The organism is Streptomyces sp. NPDC007917, from assembly GCF_042959105.1.
Taxonomy (GTDB): Bacteria; Actinomycetota; Actinomycetes; order Streptomycetales; family Streptomycetaceae; genus Streptomyces.
The window spans coordinates 1-17439 of record NZ_JBIBKK010000049.1; the positions used below are offsets into that span (position 1 = coordinate 1).

The window sequence follows — 17439 nt, forward strand, 5'->3', positions numbered from 1 at the left end:
GCCCTTGCCTACATCGTCCCGGTGACCGGTGACTGCCGCCCCCGCCAGGACGCCCTGGACCTGGTCTGGTTCAGCCCGCAAGAGGCCGCGTCGCCACTGGTGCAGAACGAGATGCCGGGCGGCCAGGGAGTCCTGCTCAAGCAGGCACTCGCCCACGTGGGCTGCCTGTCCTGACGGGGACGCCCACCGCAGACGCCCACCCTGTGCGACTCTGTCGCCCGATTCGGTCGACCTGGTGCGACCGGTAGGCCGCTGGGCGCTGAATGCTGAGGCCACGCTGATCGAATCGGGCCTCACCGCGAATCGGGCGACAGGGTCCTATGCCGGGACCGGACTCACCGGCGGCCGTGTCCCAGGCCCTGCGTGACGCGGCGGCGGCGTTCGAGTGAGCGCCGCGATGCCGGTGAGCGCGCGGAGAGTCAGCGCGGAGAGTCAGCGCGGAGCGTAGAGCCGTGCCGTGTTCTGCAGGACGTACCCTGCCACGTTCACGCCGAGCGTGATCCCCGCCTCGTCGGCCGACCTCGTGTGGATACCGGAGAAGACCCGGGCGTCGACGTTCTCGTCCGAGAGCTGCTTCCAGGCGGTGTAGGTCCGGGTCAGGCCCGGCGCGGTGGGGCTGGTCAGTGCGAACGGGGCGGTACGCGGCCCGACCAGCGCCGACAGCACGGTCTGCGCGGCGCCCGCGTAGGTGTTGTGGCCGCTCGGGTAGTCCGGGTGCGCCGGGGTAGTGTGCAGCGGCGTCCAGTCGGGGTCGGGTTCGATCGTGCCCTTGCGGATCGCGGTCACCGGACGCCAGCGTTCGTAGGCGTACTTGCTGTCGGAGGTGGCGATCTGCGTGTCCACCAGCGCCACATGGAACAGCGCGACCAGCCGCGCCTGCCCGGCGATCCCCTGATGTGTGCGGGAGAGCGCCACCCGCAGCGGCTCGGTGTAGAGGGTGAGGGAGGAGCCGAGCCAGAAGGTGGCGGTCTCGGTCTGGCGGGCGCTGCGCACCGCGCTGTCCGCGGCGCCGTACGCCCGCACCTCCGCGAGATCGGCGGCATAGGGCTCGGAGTCCAGGGCGGGCGGCGGGGCGAGCCGGAACTGGCTCTGCGTCTTCAGCAGAAACGGCTTGGCGAGACGGTTGCCGTACTGGGCCGCCGGCGCGTAGTCGGGTGGCGTCGGCTGCCACACGCCCGGCGCCACGGGCTTGACGGGATAGGGCGCATTGACCGAAGCGGGGTCGAGACCGTCGCCCTGCCTCGACGTCAGGACGAGGTCGGCCTGCTTCTCCCCCGCCGCGACGCCCCGCTCCTCGGCCGGGCCGTCGGGAATCGCGTCGAGAGTCTCCTTGAACTTCGCGTCGAGCTGCTCCGTTCGGCTCGGGACCAGCGCCACCAGCGCGCGGTGTACGGCCCCGGCGAGCGCCGCCTCCTGATACGCACCGCGGTCGACACCGGCGGGGACGCTCCGGGTGGCCCGGGCGGCTGCGAGCCAACTGATGGCCCAGGTACGGCTATTGGTGATCTGGGTGTATGCCCCGGCCGTCGCGATGGTCTCGGCTGTGGTGTCGTACCAGGCGAGAGCCGTGGACGTACGGCCGGCAGCCGAGGCCTGTGGAACGGCGACGGAGGCGGTCAGCAGCGCCGCCGCGCCCAGGACGGCGAGGGCGGGCCGGGTTCTGGTCGAACTCACTTGTTCTCCTTGGGTTTCGGCGAGGTGGGGCCCACGGGTGCGGCACCCGCGCCACAGGTGGTCAGGTCGTCTCCTTGGGGCGGGGGACCACGCCGGCGTGGTTCGCCGGCGTGAATGCCGACGGGCGGGGCGGCGTGGCGGCCCGGCGCAGCAGGGACAGCAGCAGGGCGACGGCGAGAAGGCCGGCGCAGACGCAGGAGGCCAGCGCGTACCCGGCCCGGGGGTGACTGCCTCCCGGCGGACCGGAAGCGGCGTGCAGATACACCGCGGGGACGGCACTGAGGCAGACGGCCGCCGCGATTCGCTGGGTCATCTGCAGGATCCCGCCGCCCACTCCCGCGGCCTCTGCCGGAGCGTGCTGGAGCACCTGGGTCTGGTTGGGTGAGACAGTGAGCCCTCCGGCGACGCCCGACATCAGCTGCGTTCCCGCCAGAGCCATGGGCAGCACCGCCGTCGGCATGCAGAGCGCGACCGCCGCCCCCGCCAGGGCGGCACCGATGCCCAGCGTCAGACCGACGGTCACCGTGCGCGGTCCGATCCGCCGCACCAGCCGCCAAGCGAGGGCCGAGGAGATGCCCATCCCGACCGCCCCGGGAAGGGTGACCGCCGCCGTGAGCAGAGCGGACAGGCCGAGCCCGTCCTGCAGGAAGACGGTGAGCACGAGGAACGCGGCCAGTGAGGAGCCGAACTGGGCCATGGCGACGGCCGTGCCCAGCATGTACGGCTTGGACGAGGTCAGCGCCGGGTGCACCAGTGGCTGACGGCCCCTTCGCACCCGTAGGCGTTGGTGCACGGCGAAGACGGCTGCCAGAGCGCACACAGCGGTTCCCCACAGGAGTGCCTCTGCCCCGCTGCCCGGAGTGCGGATGAAGGGCACCATCGGCGTCAGCGTGCAGCCGCACAGCAGACCGAGGCCGAGGACGTCCAGCCGGGAGTTGCGGGCGGTGCGCCGGGGCGGGGGCAGCCAGCGGGCCGCGAGGGTCAGGGTGAGTACCGCGCACGGTGAGCTCAGCAACAGGCAGCACCGCCAGCCCGCCTCGGGGCCGAGTCCGGCGACGAGCGCACCGCCGAATGGCGGGCCGAGGGCCGTGGCCACGCCGCCGGTGACGGCGTAGAGGCCCAGCGCACGACCGCGGGCCTGACCGTGGAAGACGTCCTGAATGGTGCCGATCACCTGCGAGTTGACCAGCCCGGCCGCGGCACCCTGCACCAGCCGGGCACCGATCAGGGTCCCGGGCCCTCCTCCCGTCGCGGCCGTCACCCCGGCCAGGAGGAAGACCGCCACCCCGGCCAGGAAGAGACGCTTGCGCCCCTGCAGGTCACCGAGGCTGCCGCCGGGGACCAGGGCGAGGCCGAAGGCCAGCGAGTACCCGGCCACGATCCACTGGACGTCCGCCCCGGTGGCTCCGATGGACTGGCGCATGCTCGGGACCGCGATGTTCAGGACGGCCTGATCCAGCAGGGTCGTGGCGCCCGCGGCCATGCACACCAGCAGCACCCGTCGTCCGGCGCGGTCTTCTCCCGGGAGCATCTACGCCTGCCGGGACGGCCGCGGCAGGCCCAGGTGGTCGCGCCGCGTACGAGCCGCGCAGTGGGTGCGGAACAGGCCGCGTCGGCGCAGCTCGGGGACCACGAGCTCGGCGAAGTCGGACGCCGTCACGGCCAGGCCGCGCAGGGCTGCGGTGGCGGCGAGCCGGACGGCGGTGCTGCGGCGCATGGCGGATCTTGCTCCCTGGATGCGTGAGGTGTGGTTCATACGGCGGCTGCCCGCAGACCGGTTTCGAGGTCGGCGATCAGGATTCGGTGCCGGTGCGCGTATAGCCCCGGAACCGAGGCGACTTGATGTTCTCAATTCCCAGCCGCTGCTTCTCCGGCAGCGCGAAGAAGCGGCGTACCGCGCTCAACACCTCCTCCCGCAGTGCCGCGGGGGCGCCGTGCCCGGTGACGGAGAAGAAGCACACCTCGTGCGCGGCGGAGCGGAGTTGGGCGAGGAAGGCGTCACGGTCCGCGTCCGGGGCGTGGAAGCGGGAGATGTCGATGACAGGCAGGGCTGTGGACTGGGCCATGGGGTTTCCTTCACGGCAGGGCGGAACGCGCGCACCTCACAACTACGCCCGGAGAGCGGGTGGTTGAGGTCGAGAGAAGGCTGCAGGCAGAAAGAGAAGACCGAGATCGCGAGCCGTCGAACGGCGATCAGCGACAGACCTGGTCGAACTGGTCGGCGCGGCGGCTCACCCAGAACGGGTCGAGCAGCACCGTGTGCACCGGGCCAGTGGTCTCCATGACCGGATCAAAGCACAACGGGAAAGATGCGTCCACCATGCGCCCCAGCGGATGAGATGCACCTTGGCCATGGTCGACCTTGACACTCACAGGGGCGGGCGACGTACGTTGAACGGGAAAGTTCCTGACAGGTGGAGGGTTTGATGCACGTACTGGGCGCGGCACCGCGCGGTGCGTGCGCCAGTGCACGGCTGATCACCCGGCGGCATGTCGACTACTGCCGTACCTCCTCCGCCGTCTGTCCTTCCGTACACGCTTGACCCCTGCCGGCCGTCCCGCCGGCCGTCTCGTCGCGGCCCTGTGGCCGCGAGTTCTCGTGTTTCCCGGAAGGAACTCCCCTTGCCCGGCCCCTCCCTGCACCTCGCCGTCGAGATCGACGGCGACGGCGCCCACCCCGCGGCCTGGCGCCGCGCCGCCCACTCGCCCGACCAGTTGCTCACCCCGCGCCGCGTGGCCCAGGTCGCCGCCATCGCCGAGAACGCCGGGTTCACCCTGATCACCCTGGATGACGGCGTACTGCCGCCCGGCGCCTCACCAAACCCCGTGGGCCGTATCGGCGCGGTCGAGCGGGCGACCTTCGTCGCGGCGTCCACCAGCACCATCGGGATCGCGCCCGTCGTCCCCGTCACGTATGCCCAACCCTTCCATGTCTCAGCCAAGTTGGCGTCCCTGGACCACATCTCCGCCGGCCGCGCCGGGTGGGTGGTGACGGAGGAGGAACGTCCCGAGGCGGCCCGCGCCTGGGGACGCCCCCTGGTCGCCGACGCGGCCGCGCGGGCGCGGGAGCGACGTCGACCTCGCCCCCACCCTGCCGCGCAGCGCCCAGGGCCACCCCGTGATCTTCCAGGCCGGTGACTCCGGCGAGGGGCGCGACTTCGCCGCACGCAACGCCGACGTCATCTTCTCCGCGCACGGCAACGACTTCGACGACGCACTGGCTTTCGCCGACGACATCCGGCGCCGGCTGCGGGCGGTCGGCCGGCCACAGCGACGCCGACGGGCCGCTGCCGAAGGAGGATCCGGTCGTCACCGAGAACGACGGCTCCTTCGGCGCCCGGCGCATCACCGATCCGCGCGCGGTCGTGGCCGAATGGCGGGCGAGGCAGAGGCGCACGGCTGGTCGCTGCGCGAGACCGCCATCGCGCTCGGCCCGCAGCGCGGGCACGTCGGCACCCCGTCCCGGAACTGCAGGAACGCGGGATCTACCGCACCGAGTACACCGGCACCACCCTGCGCGAGAACCTCGGCCTGCGCGCACCCCTCGCGCACCGGTCCGCGCCGGACCGACGGCAGGCGGGCTGAGCACCGGGACGGCCCTTCCACTCAGGACTGAGTACACATGACTGACAAGAAGCTGTCACACACGGACCGGAATGCGGGTCCGGCCGACGCCCGTTCTGACTGACATGACTGTTGGAGTAGCGCTCAACGCGTCCGACGCGCCGAACCAGGTCGACGCCACCGTACAACTGGCCCAGGAAGCCGCGGGCGCCGGTCTGCAGTCGGCCTGGTTCGGGCAGACCTTCGGCGCGGACTCACCCCAGCTCGCGGCGATCGTCGGACGCGAGGCGCCCGGACTGCAGGTCGGGACCTCCGCGATCCCCGTCTTCGGCCGCCACCCGCTGCTGGTCTCCAGCCAGGCCCAGACCGCCCAGGCCGCGACCCACGGCCGCTACCACCTCGGCCTGGCCCTGGGCACGAAACTGCTGACGGAGACCGGCTTCGGCCTGCCCTTCGAACGCCCCATCGCCCGCCTGCGTGAATTCCTCACCGCACTGCGGCAGTTGACCGAGACCGGCACGGCCGATTTCCACGGTGAGCTGATCACCGCGACCACCCCGGTCCCGGCGCGGGTACCAGGTGCCGAGAGCGGCGTCCCCGTGCTGGTCGCCGCGATGGGGCCGCAGGCGCTGCGGGTCAGCGGTGGGCTGGCGGACGGAATCCTGCCCTACCTGGCGGGACCGCGCGCCCTGGCGGACCACATCGTGCCCGCCCTGACCGCAGCCGCCGAGGCCGCCGGCCGCCCCGCGCCCAGGGTCGTGGCCCTGGTACCCGGGGTGGTCACCGACAACGTGGAGGCGGTGCGGGCCAAGGCCACCGAGAACCTCGCGTTCTACGAACAGATCCCGTCCTACGCCCGGGTCATCGAACTCTCCGGCGGCCGGCGGGCCGCCGACCTGGCCGTGATCGGCGACGAGAAGACCGTCGAGGCCGAGGTACGCCGTTACCGCGACGCCGGCGCCACCGAGGTCGTGTTCACGGGCACTGAGATCGCGGGAGAAGCCGACCGCCGACGCACCTGGCGACTCCTCGGCGAACTGGCCCGCTGAGCACGCCGGTCGAACCGACGGCCCGACCGGCCCCACTGCACCCCTGTGACGAAGGAGAACTCATGACCACCGAGGCCACCACGACCGACTTCCGTGCCTTCACCGAGAACTGGCTGGAGTGGCACCGCGCCCAGGAGGCCCGGCTCGCCGACCCGCACGGGTTCCTGGCGATCACCGGCCTGCACTGGCTCGACGACCGGCCCCAGCGCTTCGCCGACGCGCCCGGCGCGTGGCGCACCGGCCCCGACGGGGTCGTCGTAGACCTCGACGACGACGAGGAACTGGTCGTCGACGGAACGCCGGTGCACGGGGAACACCACTTCGGCGTCCTTCCCGAACGCGGCAGCGTCGACGCCGTGTGGGGAGACGCCGTCATCGAGGTCGCCAAGCGCGGCGGCAACGACATCGTGCGCCCCCGGCACCCGGACGCGCCGCTGCGCACGGCCTTCACCGGAACGCCCGCCTACGCCCCCGACCCGCGCTGGGCCGTGACGGGCCGCTACATCCCCTTCGACACGCCGCGGCCGACCACCGTGGGCGCCGCGGTCGAGGGCCTTGAGCATGTGTACGACGCTCCGGGCAGGATCGAGTTCGAGCTGGACGGGCGCCCGCTGTCGCTGACCGCGTTCCCCGGCCATGGTGCGGGCCGGCTGACGGTGCTGTTCACCGACGAGACCTCCGGGGTCACCACCTACGCCGCCAACCGGGCCCTCGCCCTGGAGCCGCCCGCCGCCGACGGCACGGTCGTCCTGGACTTCAACCGCGCCACGAACCTGCCGTGCGCCTACACAGACCTGGCCACCTGCCCGCTGCCCCCGGCCGAGAACCGGCTGCCGGTGGCGATCGAGGCCGGCCAGAAGATCCCCCGCGAGCGCGGCGGTTCCTGAGCCGGACCCGGTGCCGGTCCCACTGCCCCTGCGGGCGTCGCTTTCCGGCATTGACGTACGACAAGAGCCCTCCGTACGATCACGAACGGCATTGAGTGTCAGCGTCAAGCCCTGGCTCGCTGACCGGCAACCCTCCCGCGCGGTGGGGTGCTCCAGGTGAAAGCCCGGCGGGATCACCGACGATCCCGCAAGCGCGTGGCCCCGTGACCGGGGCCGGAAATGGGGAGGATCGGCATGCGGCACGGTGGTGACCTCAGCGCTCGCTTCGCCGGCGCCACCGTGTTCTCCCGGTTCTCGCGCCGGCGCCACATCGACCTCAAGCGCTCGACCAGCTGTCTCTGTCAGGCCTGACGGCCCCTTCCGCCGCCGGTCGTAGTCCGGGCACGCGCCAGTCGTCACCGCACCCGCCTGCGGCTGCCCCCCGCTCCCCCCTGATCCCTGTCTGCACAGCGCCTCCCCGCCACCGGTCTTGTACCGGCCGGGGCCGCACACCCATGCACGGTCGTGCCTTGTACGGCGCCTCCATGCCTGGTGACACGAGTAGGAGAACCCTCCGTGAACGCACTTCCGGCTTTCAGAGCCCCCCGCTGGGCGCCCCTCGCCGCCCTGCTGACCACCAGTGTTCTGCTGACCGCCTGCGGTTCGGGCGACAACTCCAGTAGCGGAAGCAGCCGGCCGAAGTCCGGCGGCACCCTGACCTTCGCGGTGGGTTCCGACGCCGGCTGCGTGGATCCACAGCAGGTCGGCAGCAACGAGAGCATCTACTCGGTGCGCCAGACCGTGGACTCCCTGACCGACCAGGACCCCAGGACCGGCAAGATCGTGCCGTGGCTCGCCAAGAGCTGGGACATCAACGCCGACGCCACGGAGTTCACCTTCCATCTGCGCTCGGGCGTCACCTTCAGCGACGGCTCCCAGCTGACCGCACAGGTGGTCAAGGACAACTTCGACGCGGTGCCGAAGCTCGGCGCCCTCGGGGTCCTCGCCCAGGGCTATCTCAGCGGCGTCAAGAGCACCACCGCGGTGGACCCGCTCACCGTCAAGGTGACCTTCAAGGAGCCCAACGCCCAGTTCATCCAGGCGACTTCGACCCACTCGCTGGGCATCGAGTCGTCGGCGAGCGTGAAGAAGACCCCGCAGCAGAAGTGCAGCGACGGTGTGATCGGGTCGGGGCCGTTCGTGCTCAAGCAGTACGTCCAGAACCAGTCGATCACCCTGGCCAAGCGCACCGGATACGCCTGGGGCTCCTCGCGGTGGGCCAAGAAGGGCGAGGCCTACCTGGACAAGCTGGTCTTCAAGGTCGTCCCCGAGGCGGGGGTGCGGGCGGGCAGCCTCCAGTCCGGGCAGGTGGACGCGATCAGCAGCGTCGGCAAGGCCAACGAGGCGGCGCTCGGGGGCGGTCACGTCACCCTGCTGCGCCGGGCCAACCCCGGTGTGGTCTTCGGGCTCGGCGTCAACAACTCGCGGCCAGTGCTGAAGGACGTGAAGGTGCGTCAGGCGATCCTGGCGGCCATCGACCGCAAGCAGATCGCCGACACCGTGTTCCCGACCGGCACCCAGCCGGCGACCAGCGTCCTGGCGCACACCACGCCCGACTACACCGACCTCTCCTCGGACCTCGCCTTCGACGCGGCCAAGGCGAAGTCCCTGCTGGAAGCGGCCGGCTGGAAAGCCAGTGGTGACGGCATACGCGCCAAGGACGGCAAGAAGCTGAGCCTGACCATCAGCTGGTTCCCCAACGCCGCCACCAACCAGCCTGCACTGGAGCTGGTCCAGCAGCAGTTGAAGGCCGTCGGGATCGACGTGGTGCTCAAGCAGGGTCAGGTCAGCCAGTTCGCCACCACGCTCCAGGGCGGTGACTTCGACCTGGTGTGGAGCAACGTGACCCGCTCCGACCCGGACATCCTGCGAACCTCCTTCTCCAGCCGGCTGGCCAACTTCTACCGCGTTCCCGCCACTTCCCTGGACACGGCGCTGTCCGGCCAGGCTGCGACCACGGACACCGCCAAGCGCGAGCGGTTGGTGGACGAGGCACAGAAGCTGATCGTGCAGAGCGCGTACAACGTGCCGGTGGTGGAACTCCAGACCCAGCTGGCCGTGTCGAAGAAGGTGCACAGCCTCGACTTCGACTCGGGCAGCCGCATCCAGTTGCACGACACCTGGATCGGCTAGCGCATGCGCCGCTATGTGATCAAGCGACTGGCGCAGGCAGTCGGGGTGCTGTGGGCGGCGTACACGGTGTCGTTCCTGGTACTGAACTGGCTGCCCGGTGACCCGGTCACCGCGATGGCCAGTGCCGGGATGGACTCGGGGGACGTCGACCCGGCCCGGCTGGCCGCGCTGCGGCACGAGTACGGCTTCGACAAGCCGGTGCTGGTGCAGTACGCCGACTATCTGGGACGGGCGGTGAGCGGGGACTTCGGCGACTCGGTCGCCACCGGCCGTCCGGTCACCTCGACGCTGGCCGACGCGCTGCCGCAGACCCTCCAACTGACCGGTGCCGCCCTGTTGTTGGCGGTGCTGCTCGGCGGTGGTCTGGCGGTGCTGGCGACCTACACCGCTCGGCGCTGGCTGCGGCAGCTGCTGCTGTCGTTGCCGCCGCTGGGGGTGTCCGTCCCGACCTTCTGGGTGGGGCTGCTGCTCGTCGAGACGTTCTCCTTCCGGCTGCACTGGTTCCCCGCGTTCGGCAACGGCGGCCTGAAGGGGCTCGTGCTACCGGCCCTGACGCTGGCGGTCCCGGCCGGCGCGCAGATCGCCCAGGTGCTCGCCAAGAGCCTGCTCACCGCATTGGACCAGGCGTATGTGGAGACCGCGCGGGCCAAGGGCGCCGACCGGTGGCGGGTGCATCTGCGGCACGCCCTGCGCAACGCGTCCCTGCCGGCGCTGACGGTCGTCGGCCTCCTGGTGGGGCAGCTGATCGCCGGTTCGGTGGTCGTCGAGACGGTGTTCTCCCGCGACGGCCTCGGCCGCGTCACCGCGGCGGCGGTCACGGCCCAGGACATCCCGCTGGTCCAAGGGGTGGTGGTGTTCGGGGCGCTGATCTTCGTGACGACGAACCTGGTCATCGACCTGGTCTATCCGCTCCTGGACCCGCGGATCATGGTGGCCTCGGACAGAAGGGCGGCACTCGCATGAGCCAGAGCCTTGTCGACGACCCGGCCGAGGCGGCGCTGGGACTGGCCCGCCCGGTCGAGGCGGGGCCGGGGCCGGAGCCGGGACACCGCGTGGACGTACGGCGGCTGCTGCGCTTCGTGGTGCGCCGCCCGGGTCTGCTGCTGTCGGTGGTCGTCCTCGTGCTGGTGGTACTGGCCTCGTTCTGGCCCGACCTGTTCACCTCGCAGGACCCTCTGAAGGGCGTGCCGTCGCAGAACTTCCGCGGCCCGAGCGGCAGTCACTGGTTCGGCACCGACGAACTGGGCCGCGATGTGTTCTCGCGGGTCGTCCATGGTGCCCAGCTGTCCCTGAAGGCCACGCTGATCGCGGTGCTGGTGGCGTTCGTGGTCGGCGGGCTGCTCGGGGTGGTCGCCGGGTTCGTGGGCCGCTGGGTGGACGACGTGCTGATGCGCTTCGTCGACGTGCTGCTGTCCATCCCCGCGCTGTTCATGTCCCTGGCCCTGGTCACCGCGCTGGGCTACGGCACGGTGAAAGTGGCGGTCGCGGTCGGCATCGCCAGCGTCGCAGCGTTCGCCCGAGTGGCGCGCGCGGAGGTGCTGCGGGTGCGGCAGGCGGTGTTCGTGGAGGCGTCGCGCGCGAGCGGGGCCCGCTGGTACTCGGTACTGGGCCGGCATGTGCTGCCGGGCGCGGCGGGCCCGGTGATCGTGCTGGCCACCCTCGACTTCGGCTCCTCCATCCTGGCCGTGTCGGCTCTGAGCTTCCTCGGCTACGGCGCTCCCCCGCCGGCCCCGGAATGGGGCACGTTGATCTCCGACGGCCGCAACTACCTCGCCAACGCCTGGTGGCTGACAGCACTGCCCGGGCTGGCGATCGCCGCGACCGTGCTGGCCACCAACCGCATCGCACGGGCGCTGGACGGCGAATGGTCCCGGCAGCGATGACCGACGAACGTGAGAACGGTGAGGACGTGACCACACCACTGCTGGAGATACGCGGCCTGTCGGTGTCGTACCGCACCCGGGGCGGCACGGTCGAGGCCGTCCGGGGCGTGGACCTCGACGTGTGGCCGGGACAGGTGACGGCGGTGGTCGGCGAGTCCGGCTCCGGCAAAAGCACGACCGCGCACGCCATCACCCGGCTCCTGTCGGCGAACGGCCGTATCGACGCGGGCACAGTCCGCTTCGGCCGGCACGATCTCGCCACCCTGTCGGAGGCGGAACTGCGCACCGTACGCGGAGCACGGATCGGACTGGTCCCCCAGGACCCGACCGTCTCCCTCAACCCGGTCAAGCGGATCGGCGACCAGGTCGCCGAGGTGCTGCGCATCCATGGTCTGGCGACCCGCCGATCGGCTCCCGCCGAGGCGGTCGCCGTGCTGGACCGGGCCGGGCTGCCCGACGCGGCCGTCCGGGCCCGGCAGTATCCGCACGAACTGTCCGGCGGCATGCGGCAACGCGCCCTGATCGCCATCGCCATCGCCGCCCGGCCCGAGCTGATCATCGCGGACGAGCCCACCAGCGCGCTCGACGTCACCGTCCAGCGGGTCATCCTCGACCATCTCCAGCGCCTCACCGAGGAGTCGGGCACCGCGGTCCTGCTCGTGACCCACGACCTCGGGGTCGCCGCCGACCGGGCACAGCGGCTGGTGGTGATGTCCCAGGGCAAGGTCGTCGAGGCGGGCCCCACCCGTGACATCCTGGCCGACCCGCAGGACGACTACACCCGGCACCTGCTGGCCAGTGCCCCGAGCCTGACCGCCGCCCCGCCCCGCACCCCGGTCTCCCTCCCCGAGGCTCAGACGGCGCCCCTGGTCGAAGTGCGCAACCTGGTCAAGGAGTTCAGGCTGCCCCGCACCGGGGACGGGCCCCGCACCCTGCGCGCCGTCGACGACGTCAGCCTTGCCCTCCACCGGGGCCAGACCCTCGCCCTGGTCGGCGAGTCGGGCTCGGGCAAGTCCACCACCGCCCGCCTGGTGCTCCGCCTCGCCGACGCGACCGCCGGGCAGATCCTGTTCGACGGCACCGACGTCACCACCGCCAAGGGCGCCCAGGCCAGGCAGTTGCGCCGCCGCGCCCAGCTCGTCTACCAGAACCCGTACGCCTCGCTCGACCCGCGCTTCTCCATCGGCGAGGTGATCACCGAGCCGCTGCGCGCCTTCAAGGTCGGTGACCGCGCCTCCCGGCTCACCCGGGCCCGCGAACTCCTCGACCGTGTGGCGCTCCCCTCCGCCACACTGGAGCGCCGGCCGGCGGAGCTGTCCGGCGGACAGCGGCAGCGCGTGGCGATCGCCCGCGCCCTCGCCCTCTCCCCCGACCTGGTGGTCTGCGACGAGCCGGTCTCCGCCCTCGACGTGTCCGTGCAGGCCCAGGTCCTGGACCTGCTGGCCGAGTTGCAGGCCGACACCGGGGTGGCCTACCTCTTCATCTCGCACGACCTCGCCGTCGTACGGCAGATCGCGCACCAGGTCTCCGTGATGCGGGCCGGCCGCATCGTCGAGACAGGCCCGCCGGAGAAACTGTTCACCCGCCCTCGCCACGAGTACACCCGCGAACTGCTCGCGGCGATCCCGGGCGGCCGTGTCCCCTCCCCCACCCCCGAGACCACCACGAGCCGAGGACCGGCGTCATGAGCACTCCCACCATCACCTCGTTGGCCTTTCTCACCCCGGGCAACTTCGCCGACGACGACCCCTATACCGGCCTGGAGGAGACCCTCCAGCTGTTCGAATACGGTGAACGGCTCGGCTACGACGGGGCCTGGATCCGCCAGCGTCACCTCGAGCACGGAGTCGGCTCCGCCGCGGTGTTCCTCGCCGCAGCCGGCCAGCGCACCGAGCGGGTGGAGCTGGGGACCGCGGTCATCCCCATCGGGTACGAGAGCCCGTTCCGCCTGGCCGAGGACCTCGCGCTGGCCGACGTACTGTCCCGCGGCCGTCTCCAGGTCGGCTTCAGCACCGGCATGCCGCACGCCGAACTGCTCGGCGACCTGGTGTACGACGGGGACTGGCGCGGCTTCGACCTGTCGTACGGCAGGATCGCCCGCCTCGTCGACAACCTTCGCGGCGACTACCTCGGCGGCCCGGACACGGTGATCCACTCGCCCGGCAACATCCAGCGGCCGCGGCTGCAGCCGCACAACCCCGGTCTGGTGGAGCGGATCTGGTATGGCGGAGGCAGCCTGCGCTCAGTCCGCTGGGCCGCCGAGAACGGTCTCAACCTGCTGTCCGGCAACATCGTCTCCGGCGAGGACACCGACGGCTTCACCACCGCCCAGCTGAACCTGCTCTCCGAGTACCGGCGCAGCCTGGGCGACGACCGGCCGGCGGCGCGGGTAGCGCTCGGACGGGTGATCGTGCCGTTCGACAGCGCCGACGCAGCCACCCGGGCCCGCTACCGGGACTACGCGGCCAGTCGGCACGAGCGCACCCTGAAGCCGCAGACCCTGGCGGCGCTGGGCCCGAAGCGGTTCCTGTTCGCCCCCGACGTGGTCGGCACCGCGGAACAGATCCTGGAACAGCTGGCGGCCGATCCCTGCCTCGCGCAGGTGTCGGAGCTGCGCCTGGAGCTGCCGTACGAGTTCCATCGCGAGGAGTACGAACAGATCCTGCACGACGTACGGCAGCTGATCGCCCCCGAGCTGGGCTGGCGCGCCGCTTCCCCGGCGTTTCAGGAGACGGACCGGTGAGTCCTGTTCCGGAACGCCCGGCCCGGCTGGAGATGCACGCCCGCGAGCCGTTCACCCAGGCCCACCGCTTCTACGGCGTCGGGGAGTACGAGGTGCTCACCGCCACCGCCCACTACGCCGTGGCTCCGACGGCACCAAAACTGGTAATGCCAGCCGGTTGAGTCGTCACAACTGGTCACGGCGTTTACTCCTCAGGGCGGGTCCGCCGATAACCGCAGCCCGACACCTGCACCGCGGCGGTCGTAGAAGCGCAGCGCCCGGCCCGGGGCATGCCATTACCCCTACGGCCAAGGCGTCAGCGGCCTGCCACTCATGCACGACGACTTCGTCGGCAACGCACTTCGAAGTCGTGAACAGCCCTCGCCTGTCCCTCCTCCGACAAGAGGCCCAGGCAGGGGCGAGCCCACCCGTTGACGACGGCCGGTGACGCCCCGCCCTGCTGCCTGTGCCGCTCGAAAAGTCGTCGTCGCAGGTGGGAGTGGTACGGCCAGTCCACGGGGATCATGTCCCCCGTGATCGTGCCCTTGCTGTACAAGGTGCCCCGAAGCCTGCTGACTGTTCCATCGGTGCTCCTCCGTCGCGGGACGGCGAAGGAGGCGGAACTGCTGGTGCTGCGGCACGCTCGCCTGGCATCACAGGTTCATCGCCGCGAAGTGGGACTACACCGCGCGCCGGCGCACCGGACGCCCACCCACCTCGGCAGCGATCAAGAACAAGCCGAGGGCATCACCGCGGCAGACTTCTTCCGCATCGACACCGTGCTCGGCAAGCGGCTGTACGCGCTGGTGTTCCTCGAACACGGCACACGGCGACTGCACATCACCGGGGTCACTGCCCGCCCGACACAGGACTGGGCCGTGCAGCAGGCGCGGAATCCCACCTCCGACCTGGGCCCGCGTATCGCCCGCCACGTCCTTGCAGCCTAGTCGCTACGCCTATGACGCCGCCATGTGGGCCGGCCGCAGAGTAGCCGAACGCCGTTGGTCCCGTCGCCGGCCCTCGGTACCGCTGCGGATCGCGTACGCTGCCGCACTTCGTTGGGTGTTCTTGCCACTGCGGGCAACCGTCGGAATGGATCGCATTTGCGTTGCCTACACCGCGTCTGCCGTGATGCCCGAAAGCGTCATCGCGATTTGGCAGATCTGGGGGCTCGATCTTCGCGAGAACTACGGTCTCACCGAGACCGCCGGGTGTCCCATAGCTCATTTCGACCAGCCGTTCCCCCGTCCGGGCTTCATCGGCAGGGAATTCCCGGACCCACGGTTCCAGGTGAAGGTCGCGGACGATGGCGAAATGCTGCTTCGCGCGCCGTTGCTCTTCGACGGATACTGGCGCAACCCGGCGGAGACCGAGGCTGTTTTCGAGGATGGCTGGTTCCGCACCGGTGACCTGATGGAGCGCACACCCCACGGCGACATCCGGCTCATCGGTCGGAAGTAGGACGTGATCATCACCCGAGGCGGCAAAACGATCAATCCGCAGCCCATCGAAACCCGGTTGAAGGAAAGTTCACTGATCAACGAAGCGATCGTCGTCGGCGACGCCCGTAAGTACCTCACCGTCCTGCTCGAGCCGAGCACAACCGCAGGCGCTCGGTCGGCAGAGGTGCTGGCCGAAAGCCTGCGAGCGGAGGTCGCTCGGGTCAACGCGGACCTCGCGCGGGTAGAGCAGTTGAAGGACTTTCGCGTTCTGCCGAGGTCCCTGGAAGTCGAGCGCGGCGAGCGGACTGCGGACGGCAAGATCAAGCGCAATGCCGTCGTGAGCTCGTTCGCAACGTTGATCGACGACATGTACGGCGCGAACGACGACGCGGCGATCGCGAACCACGTGCGCTCAAGGTCGAACTAGGCGGTTGATCGCGTGAAGGCCGCGTGAACTGAGGTGGGTCCGCAGGCGTGGGAGGAGGGCGTTCAAGGTTGACGTGTGAACGAAGACCTGAACACTCTGCAAGTGAGCCGAAGAGGTACCGGTGAGTCCGGGTGGGGCGGCATGATCGGGGGATGGCTGGATTAGGGGAACGCCGTTACCGGCGTAGGTGGCAGATCGTGCGCGTCGCGTGTGCGGTGTTGATCATGGCAAGCGTGGCCTTCGCCGGATGGAACATCGTCAACGACGACAAGCGCAAGTCCACCGACACCGCGACCCTTCTCGGCGTTCCCATCGGTGTTATCGGCCTGGTGATCGCTGTCATGGCGCTGCGCAAGCCGTTCGAGGACAACGATGCCGAGCTCGCGCGTGGCCGCGCCGGAAAGCTCGCCCGGCAGGTCAAGGACAGCGAGGGCAGGGTGCGGCGGCAGCTCCTCGGTGCCGACATCCTCCTCACCGCCCTCCCCATCATTCCCACCGCCTCCCTCTTCCTCGCCAAAGCCATCCACACTGGGGACGACTTCTTTGCGCTCGGCTCCTTCGTCACAGTGTTCGCCGGCATCCTCGCCTACCGTCCGACGCCCAAACCCAGCCGTCTCCGCATCACCTCTGGAACACTCCGACGCGGGTTACTGACCAGGTTTTGGGCCGGATTCATGACCTGGTTCGCGATCGGGTTCACGATCGGGTTCACATACGGGTTCGTGTACGCCGACTTCGTCATTACGGCCGGGATCGTGGTCGGAAGCACAGCCGGACTCATGGTCGGCCTCGTCGGCGGGCTCATGGGCGGGCTGGCAGGCGGGTTCAAAACCGGGTTCAGGACCTGGTTCATGACCTGGTTCGCGATCGGGGCCACGGTCAATCTCCACTCCTGGTTCGCGGACGATTGGCTGGACGACATCTGGGACATCATGGAGGTGATTTGCCAAGGCGGGCTCGTAGCCGGACTCGTGGGCGGGCCTATTGGCGGCTTCGTGCGCGGGCTCAGAGGAGAACCAACCACCGTGGCCAGCCCTCGGGCCATCATCCGCGACGACATGGTCTACGGACTCGCGATCGGACCCATGACCGGATTCGCCACCGTACTCCCGGCCGCATTCACGTCCATACCCGGGATGGATATCTGGAGCGGGTTCTATGGCAAACTCTCGGAGATCGATTACGGGTTCCCGTTGTTGGATTTCCAGGATGCTGTCGTGGCCGGGTTCGCGATTGGACTCGTAACCGGACTCGTGGCCGGGTTCGCGAGGGCGGCGCGGAGGTACGGGGTGTTTTTGGTGTGCTCGCGAGGCAAGCTGCCCTTCCGCCTCGCGCCCTTCCTCGACTGGGCCGTCACCGCTGGTCTTCTCCGCTACAACGGCCCGGCCTACCAGTTCCGCCACCGCGAACTCCAGCAGTGGCTGGCACAACACCCACGCCCCTGACCCGTCAGTCGACCAACCATCGGATCTATTTGGTTCGCGCCGCCGCGAACCCCCGGATTGCACGGGTTCATTGGACGCGTCGCTCTCTTGTCGTCAAACGAGGGCGAGCTCAAGCGGTCAACGCATCACTGCACGGTCTGCGCCCTGGCCGCCATTCCGACCCAGGCGCCAGCC

General features: G+C 70.3%; 19 protein-coding genes and 1 riboswitch. Of the genes, 15 read left to right on the forward strand and 4 right to left on the reverse strand.

The genetic code is table 11. The features are described 5' to 3' along the window. Window positions 1-174: DUF4916 domain-containing protein (locus ACFZDL_RS46165; protein WP_353595573.1), on the forward strand; the 174-nt coding region annotated here is incomplete at its 5' end. A 258-nt stretch (window positions 175-432) separates the two neighbouring features. Here the strand turns inward: ACFZDL_RS46165 and ACFZDL_RS46170 are convergent. The 4 genes from ACFZDL_RS46170 to ACFZDL_RS46185 form a co-directional block, all read right to left on the reverse strand. Then, window positions 433-1674 carry a vanadium-dependent haloperoxidase gene (locus ACFZDL_RS46170; RefSeq protein WP_353597306.1) on the reverse strand — a complete coding sequence of 414 codons (1242 nt, stop codon included), beginning with the start codon at window positions 1672-1674 and terminating at the stop codon, window positions 433-435. A gap of 61 nt (window positions 1675-1735) precedes the next feature. Further along, complete coding sequence (locus ACFZDL_RS46175) at window positions 1736-3205, reverse strand: MFS transporter (protein WP_353597305.1); 1470 nt, start codon at window positions 3203-3205, stop codon at window positions 1736-1738. Next, window positions 3206-3391 (reverse strand): hypothetical protein, encoded by a 186-nt coding sequence (locus tag ACFZDL_RS46180; RefSeq protein ID WP_353597304.1) that lies wholly within the window; start codon window positions 3389-3391, stop codon window positions 3206-3208. Between the two features lie 76 nt (window positions 3392-3467). After that, window positions 3468-3740, reverse strand: a complete 273-nt coding sequence (locus ACFZDL_RS46185; RefSeq protein WP_353597303.1) for a 2-oxoglutarate and iron-dependent oxygenase domain-containing protein — start codon at window positions 3738-3740, stop codon at window positions 3468-3470. A gap of 556 nt (window positions 3741-4296) precedes the next feature. Here ACFZDL_RS46185 and ACFZDL_RS46190 point away from each other — a divergent pair. From ACFZDL_RS46190 to ACFZDL_RS46255, 14 genes are all read left to right on the forward strand, one after another. Further along, a complete protein-coding gene (locus ACFZDL_RS46190) occupies window positions 4297-4812 on the forward strand; it encodes an LLM class flavin-dependent oxidoreductase (RefSeq protein ID WP_391194482.1) in 516 nt (171 codons plus the stop codon). A gap of 551 nt (window positions 4813-5363) precedes the next feature. After that, window positions 5364-6287, forward strand: a complete 924-nt coding sequence (locus ACFZDL_RS46195) for an LLM class F420-dependent oxidoreductase (RefSeq protein WP_353596979.1) — start codon at window positions 5364-5366, stop codon at window positions 6285-6287. A gap of 62 nt (window positions 6288-6349) precedes the next feature. Then, window positions 6350-7174, forward strand: a complete 825-nt coding sequence (locus tag ACFZDL_RS46200; protein ID WP_353596980.1) for a DUF1684 domain-containing protein — start codon at window positions 6350-6352, stop codon at window positions 7172-7174. Window positions 7175-7261: 87 nt separating this feature from the next. Continuing rightward, a riboswitch (SAM riboswitch) is annotated at window positions 7262-7374 on the forward strand. A gap of 34 nt (window positions 7375-7408) precedes the next feature. Further along, window positions 7409-7525: a putative leader peptide gene (locus ACFZDL_RS46205; protein ID WP_353596981.1), complete on the forward strand. Its 117-nt coding sequence runs from the start codon at window positions 7409-7411 to the stop codon at window positions 7523-7525. Between the two features lie 204 nt (window positions 7526-7729). After that, on the forward strand, window positions 7730-9346 hold the full coding sequence (locus ACFZDL_RS46210) for an ABC transporter substrate-binding protein (RefSeq protein ID WP_353596982.1): 1617 nt from the start codon (window positions 7730-7732) through the stop codon (window positions 9344-9346). A gap of 3 nt (window positions 9347-9349) precedes the next feature. Next, window positions 9350-10309: an ABC transporter permease gene (locus ACFZDL_RS46215; RefSeq protein WP_353596983.1), complete on the forward strand. Its 960-nt coding sequence runs from the start codon at window positions 9350-9352 to the stop codon at window positions 10307-10309. Continuing rightward, window positions 10306-11229: an ABC transporter permease gene (locus ACFZDL_RS46220; RefSeq protein ID WP_353596984.1), complete on the forward strand. Its 924-nt coding sequence runs from the start codon at window positions 10306-10308 to the stop codon at window positions 11227-11229. The genes ACFZDL_RS46215 and ACFZDL_RS46220 overlap by 4 nt, the downstream gene beginning before the upstream one ends. After that, a complete protein-coding gene (locus tag ACFZDL_RS46225) occupies window positions 11226-12917 on the forward strand; it encodes an ABC transporter ATP-binding protein (protein ID WP_353596985.1) in 1692 nt (563 codons plus the stop codon). The genes ACFZDL_RS46220 and ACFZDL_RS46225 overlap by 4 nt, the downstream gene beginning before the upstream one ends. Then, a complete protein-coding gene (locus tag ACFZDL_RS46230) occupies window positions 12914-13972 on the forward strand; it encodes an LLM class flavin-dependent oxidoreductase (protein WP_353596986.1) in 1059 nt (352 codons plus the stop codon). Before ACFZDL_RS46225 ends, ACFZDL_RS46230 begins: the two co-directional genes overlap by 4 nt. Beyond that, a complete protein-coding gene (locus ACFZDL_RS46235) occupies window positions 13969-14133 on the forward strand; it encodes a hypothetical protein (protein ID WP_353596987.1) in 165 nt (54 codons plus the stop codon). Before ACFZDL_RS46230 ends, ACFZDL_RS46235 begins: the two co-directional genes overlap by 4 nt. A gap of 351 nt (window positions 14134-14484) precedes the next feature. Next, window positions 14485-14898 (forward strand): hypothetical protein, encoded by a 414-nt coding sequence (locus ACFZDL_RS46240; RefSeq protein ID WP_391194489.1) that lies wholly within the window; start codon window positions 14485-14487, stop codon window positions 14896-14898. A gap of 115 nt (window positions 14899-15013) precedes the next feature. Then, entirely contained in the window at window positions 15014-15412 is a 399-nt protein-coding gene (locus ACFZDL_RS46245; protein ID WP_353596988.1) for a hypothetical protein, read from the forward strand. Between the two features lie 3 nt (window positions 15413-15415). Further along, entirely contained in the window at window positions 15416-15820 is a 405-nt protein-coding gene (locus ACFZDL_RS46250; protein ID WP_353596989.1) for a hypothetical protein, read from the forward strand. A 233-nt stretch (window positions 15821-16053) separates the two neighbouring features. Continuing rightward, complete coding sequence (locus tag ACFZDL_RS46255; RefSeq protein WP_391194492.1) at window positions 16054-17265, forward strand: hypothetical protein; 1212 nt, start codon at window positions 16054-16056, stop codon at window positions 17263-17265. Window positions 17266-17439: the final 174 nt, after the last annotated feature.